The sequence below is a fragment of the Streptomyces sp. NPDC002602 genome (assembly GCF_042889445.1).
Classification (GTDB): Bacteria; Actinomycetota; Actinomycetes; order Streptomycetales; family Streptomycetaceae; genus Streptomyces.
Window position 1 is genome coordinate 1 of sequence record NZ_JBIAQX010000042.1, and the last position, 5,555, is coordinate 5,555.

The following is a 5,555-nucleotide window of genomic DNA, read 5'->3' on the forward strand; positions in this document are numbered from 1 at the left end:
CGCTTGTCGGTCTTGCCCATCTCCAGGAAGCGTCCGCCGCGCGGCAGCAGCCGAAGGCCCGCGTCGACGAACTCGCCCGCCAGGCAGTCCAGGACCACGTCCACACCGCAGCCGCCGCTGGTCTCCATGAACCACTGCTCGAACTCCAGCGTCCGGGAGTTGGCGATGTGCGGCGCGTCCAGCCCGTGGTCGCGCAGCGTCTGCCACTTGCCGGGGCTCGCCGTGCCGTACACCTCGGCCCCCAGGTGCCGGGCCAACTGCACCGCCGCGATGCCGACACCGCCGGCCGCGGCGTGCACCAGCACCGACTCGCCCTGCTGTACGTCCGCCAGGTCCACCAGCCCGTAGTAGGCCGTGAGATGGGTGATCGGGACCGTGGCCGCCTGCTCGTAGGACCATCCCCGGGGCATCGGGGTCAGGAACCGGTGGTCGCAGACGGCGACCGGCCCGAACGAGTCCGAGCACAAGCCCAGAACCCGGTCGCCGACGCTCACGTTGGCCACCTCCGCACCGACCTCCAGCACGGTGCCGGCGACGTCGCCGCCGATGCCCTTCTGGCCGGTGACCACACCGAGTGCGACCACCACGTCACGGAAGTTCATGCCGACGGCGTGCACGGCGAGGCGGACCTGGCCGGGGCCGAGCGGATCGAGGACCTCCGGGCAGGTGACCAACGCCAGGTTCTCGATGGTGCCGCTGCCGGTGCTCTCCAGGCGCCACGGCGCCCCTCCGGTCGGCGGCAGCAGGGCCGGATGCGAGCGGGCACGGGCCAGCCGGGGCGCCGTGACCGTGCCGCGGCGGACCGCGATCCGGGGCTCGGCACTCTCCAGCGCGGCCGGGAACGCGTCCCGGGACTCCGCCTCACCGTCCAGGTCGACGAGGCCGAAGCGGTCCGGGTTCTCGGTCTGAGCCGAGGTCACCAGACCCCAGCTCGTCGCGTGGGGCAGGTCGGTGACGTCCTCGGCGTCGCCCGCGGCGACCGCACCCCTCGTCACGAACACCAGGCGTGACATGGCGAAGCGTTCGTCGGCCAGCCAGGCACGGACCCGCTCCAGCGTCTCCTGCGCGGCGGCGTGCGCCGCCGCCGCGGGCTCACCGGACTGCGCCGGTGCCAGGCAGGTGACCACGGTGTCCGGGACCCGGTCGTCCTGTGCGAAGGAGTCGAGGCCCGACAGGACGCGTACCGCCCCGTCGGCCAACCCGAACGGGTCCTCGCCGACCAACGCGTACGGGACCGGCCCGACGTCCTGCGCGCCGGAGGGCAGCACGGTCCAGTCGAGATGGAGCAGCGCGTCCTCCAGCGCGCCGCCCGACGGCTTCCCGATGGCGGCCGGCCGGGTCACGAGCGAGCGCACCGCGACGACGGGCCTGCCCGTGTCGTCGGTGAGCAGCAGCGAGAGCTGGTCGCCGGACGGCGTGAGCAGCACCCGGGCCGAGGTGGCCCCGGTCGCGTACAGGTGCACACCCGTCCAGGCGAACGGCAGTCGCACGCCCGCCTCCTGATCACCGGCGAGCGCCATGGCGTGCAGCGCGGCGTCCAACAGCGCGGGGTGGACGCCGTACCGTGCGGCCTCCTCCCGCTCCGCCTCGGGCAGGCGGATCTCGGCGAACAGTTCGCCGTCCCGGCGCCACACCGCCTCCAGCCCCCGGAACGCGGGGCCGTAGTGGTAGCCGCCCTCGGCGAGTTCGTCGTAGACCCCGTCCAGTGCGACGGGCTCCGCCCCGGCCGGCGGCCAGGCCGCGTCCGGTACGGGCTCCGCGGGCGCGTCCCGGCCCAGGGCGCCGGTCGCGTGCAGCGTCCAGTCCCCGTCGCCGGTACGGGAGTGCACGGTGACCGTGCAGCCGTCCGTGTCGGCGTCCGGGGTGGCGCGGACCTGCACCGTCACGTCGTCACCCGGGCCGGAGCCCAGCAGGAGCGGCGCCTGCAGGGTGAGTTCCTCCAGGTGCGGGCGGCCCAGGTGGTCGCCCGCCCGGATCGCCAGGTCCACGAACGCGGTGCCGGGCAGCAGGGCGGTGCCGGACACGGCGTGGTCCAGGAGCCACGGGTGGGTGCGCCCGGACAGTCGGCCGGTGAGCACGACGCCCTCACCGCCCGCCATCACCACGGCCGCGCCCAACAACGGATGGTCGGCGGACTCCAGGCCGGTCGCCGTCAGGTCGCCGGCGCCGCGCCGCCCCTCCAGCCAGAACCGCCGGCGCTGGAAGGCGTAGGTCGGAAGCTCGACCTGCCGGGCCCCGGCGAACACCTGCGCCCAGTCGACGTCGACACCCAGCACACCGACCTCGGCCACCGAGGTCGCCATGCGGCGCGGACCGCCGTCGTCGCGGCGCAGCGAGCCCACCGCCGCCGCGGCCGCGCCGGCGTCGTCGATGGTGTCCTGGACGGACGGCACCAGCACCGGATGCGGGCTGATCTCCGCGAAGACGGTGAAGCCCTGGGCCAGCGCCCCGCGGGTGGCTCCCTCGAACTCCACGGTGTGGCGCAGGTTTTGATACCAGTACCCGGCGTCCAGCTCCGCGGTGTCCAGCGGGCCCCCGGTCAGGGTCGAGAAGAACGGGATGGCGGACGAGCGCGGTGCGACGCCCTTCAGCTCCACGGCGAGATCGTCTTCGATCTCCTCCACCTGAGCCGTGTGCGAGGCGTAGTCCACCGGGATGCGGCGGGCCCGGACGCCGTCCCCGGCGCAGCGGGCGAGCAACTCGTCGAGCGCGCCGGGCTCACCGGCGACCACGGTGCTGACCGGGCCGTTGACCGACGCCACCGAAATGGCACCCGGCCATTCGGCGATCAGCTCCCGCGCCGCCGCGGCCGGCAGTGCCACCGAAACCATGCCGCCCCGACCCGCCAGCGCGGAGCCGATCGCCTTGGCTCGAAGGGCCACGATCCGGGCCCCGTCGGCGAGGTCCAGGGCGCCGCACACGCACGCGGCGGCGATCTCCCCCTGGGAATGGCCCATCACCGCGTCGGGCTCCACCCCGTACGAGCGCCAGACCTCCGCCAGCGAGACCATGACGGCCCACAACGCCGGCTGCACCACGTCCACCCGGTCCCAGGGCGGGGTGCCCGACTCCTGCCGCAGCACGGCGAGCAGTGACCAGTCGACGTACGGGCTCAGCGCCTCCTCGCACTCCCGCACGCGGGCCCGGAAGACCGGCGAGGAGTCCAGCAGCCCGGCCGCCATGCCCGCCCACTGCGCGCCCTGTCCGGGGAAGACGAACACCACCCGGTCGTCGCCGAGTACGGAACCCTCGACCACTCCCGGCGGCAGCGCCGCGTCCGGCTCGGCCGCCCGGCCCGCCAGGCCGGCCGCGCCCGACAGCAGCGCGGCCCGGTCGGCGCCCAGAACCACCGCGCGGTGGGGGAGCGCCGCCCTGCGGGTCAGTGTCGTGCCCACCTCCGCCGGGGACAGCTCGGGGTGCGCCTCCACGTGCGCCACCAGCCGCCCGGCCTGCGCGTACAGCGCGGCCCGGTCGTGCCCGGAGAGCACCCAGGGCACCACCCCGTCGGCCGCGGGCGGCGCCGCCACCGGCTCGGGGGCGGACGGCTGTTCGATGATGACGTGCGCGTTGGTGCCGCTGATCCCGAAGGAGGACACCCCGGCCCGACGCGGAGCGCCGTCGACCGGCCACTCCTGCGCCTCGGTCAGCAGCTCCACGCCGCCGGAGGACCAGTCGATCTGCGCACTGGGCCGGTCCACGTGCAGGGTCTTCGGCATCACGCCGTGCCGCATCGCCATGACCATCTTGATGATGCCCGCGGCACCCGCCGCGGCCTGGGTGTGGCCCATGTTGGACTTCACCGACCCCAGCCACAGGGGCTGGTCGGCGGGGCGGTCCCGGCCGTAGGTGGCCAGCAGCGCCTGCGCCTCGATGGGGTCGCCCAGCGTGGTGCCGGTGCCGTGCGCCTCCACCACGTCGACGTCGCCCGGACCGAGGCGCGCGTTCTCCAGGGCCTCTTCGATCACGCGCTGCTGCGCGGGACCGTTCGGCGCGGTGAGGCCGTTGGACGCCCCGTCCTGGTTGACGGCCGTTCCCCGCACGATCGCCAGCACGGGATGGCCGTTGCGGCGGGCGTCGGAGAGCCGCTCCACCAGCAGGAGCCCGGCGCCCTCGCCCCAACCGGTGCCGTCGGCACCGTCGGCGAAGGAACGGCACCGGCCGTCGGGCGACAGTCCGCCCTGCCGGGACAGCTCCACGAACACGGCAGGCGTCGACATCACGGTCACGCCGCCGGCCAGCGCCAGGTCGCACTCACCGCTGCGCAGCGCCTGCACGGCCAGGTGCAGGGCCACGAGAGAGGACGAGCACGCCGTGTCGATGGTGAGGGCGGGACCCTCCAGCCCAAGGGTGAACGCGATCCGCCCCGAGGCCACGGAACCGGCCGAACCGGTGCCTATGAACCCCTCGGCCTCCTCGGGCAGTTCGGCCCGATCGGCGGCGTAGTCGTGGTACATCATGCCGGTGAACACGCCGGTGCGGCTGCCGCGCACCGCGTGCGGATCGATGCCCGCGTGCTCCAGCGCCTCCCACGCGGTCTCCAGCAGCAGCCGCTGCTGCGGGTCCATGGCCAGAGCCTCGCGCGGCGAGATGCCGAAGAACTCCGGGTCGAAGTCGGCGGCGTCGTACAGGAATCCGCCCTGACGCACGTACGAGGTACCCGGCCGGGTCAGCTCGGGGTCGTACAGGCGCTCCACGTCCCAACCGCGATCCTCGGGCATGCCGTCGATCGCGTCCCGGCCGGAGAGCACCAGCTCCCACATCTCCTCGGGCGACGACACGCCGCCGGGATAGCGGCACGCCATGCCCACGATCGCGATCGGCTCGTCCGCCCCGGAGGCGGACACGGCCGGCCGCGCCGCGACCCGCGGCCGCTCCTCGCCCGTCAGCTCGCCGAGCAGGAAGTCCGCCACGGCGGACGGCGTCGGATGGTCGAAGACCAGCGTCGCGGGCAGCCGCAGACCGGTCGCGCCCCCCACGCCGTTGCGCAGCTCGATGGCCGCCAGCGAGTCGAAGCCGAGCTCACGGAACGTCCGCTTCGCATCGAATGCCTCGGACGTCGCGTAGCCCAGCGCCGTCGCCGCGTGTGTCCTCACGAGGTCCAGCAGCCGCCGTGCCCGCTCGGCCTGCGGCAGCGCCGCCAGCTCGGCCGCGAAGGCCGAACCCCCGACGGCTCCCGGAGCGGCCGCCGCCCGCCGGGCCGGAGCGCGCACCAGCCCGCGCAGCAGCGGGGGCAGCGTGCCCGCGGCAGCCTGGTTCCGCAGCGCCCCGAGATCCAGGGGCAGCGGCACGCAGACCGGCGCGTCCAGCGCGACGGCGGCGTCGAACAGCGCGAGCCCCTGCTCCTCGGAGATGGGCAGCACCCCGGCGCCCGCCATGCGGCGCATCACTGCTTCGTCGTCGTTGAGGTGGCCGGTCATGCCGCTGCGTTGGGCCCAGAATCCCCAGGCGAGGGAGGTTGCAGGGTGTCCGTGTGCGCGGCGGTGGTGGGCGAGGGCGTCGAGGTAGGTGTTGGCGGCTGCGTAGTTGGCTTGTCCGGCGGTGCCGAGTTGTCCGGC

The 5,555-nt window shown here is 74.6% G+C and carries 1 protein-coding gene; it reads right to left on the bottom strand.

Annotation, left to right across the window (positions count from 1 at the left end):
* Window positions 1-5,555 (bottom strand): beta-ketoacyl synthase N-terminal-like domain-containing protein (locus ACFYW3_RS39070; protein WP_389389041.1); only part of this gene is annotated, 5,555 nt, incomplete at both ends.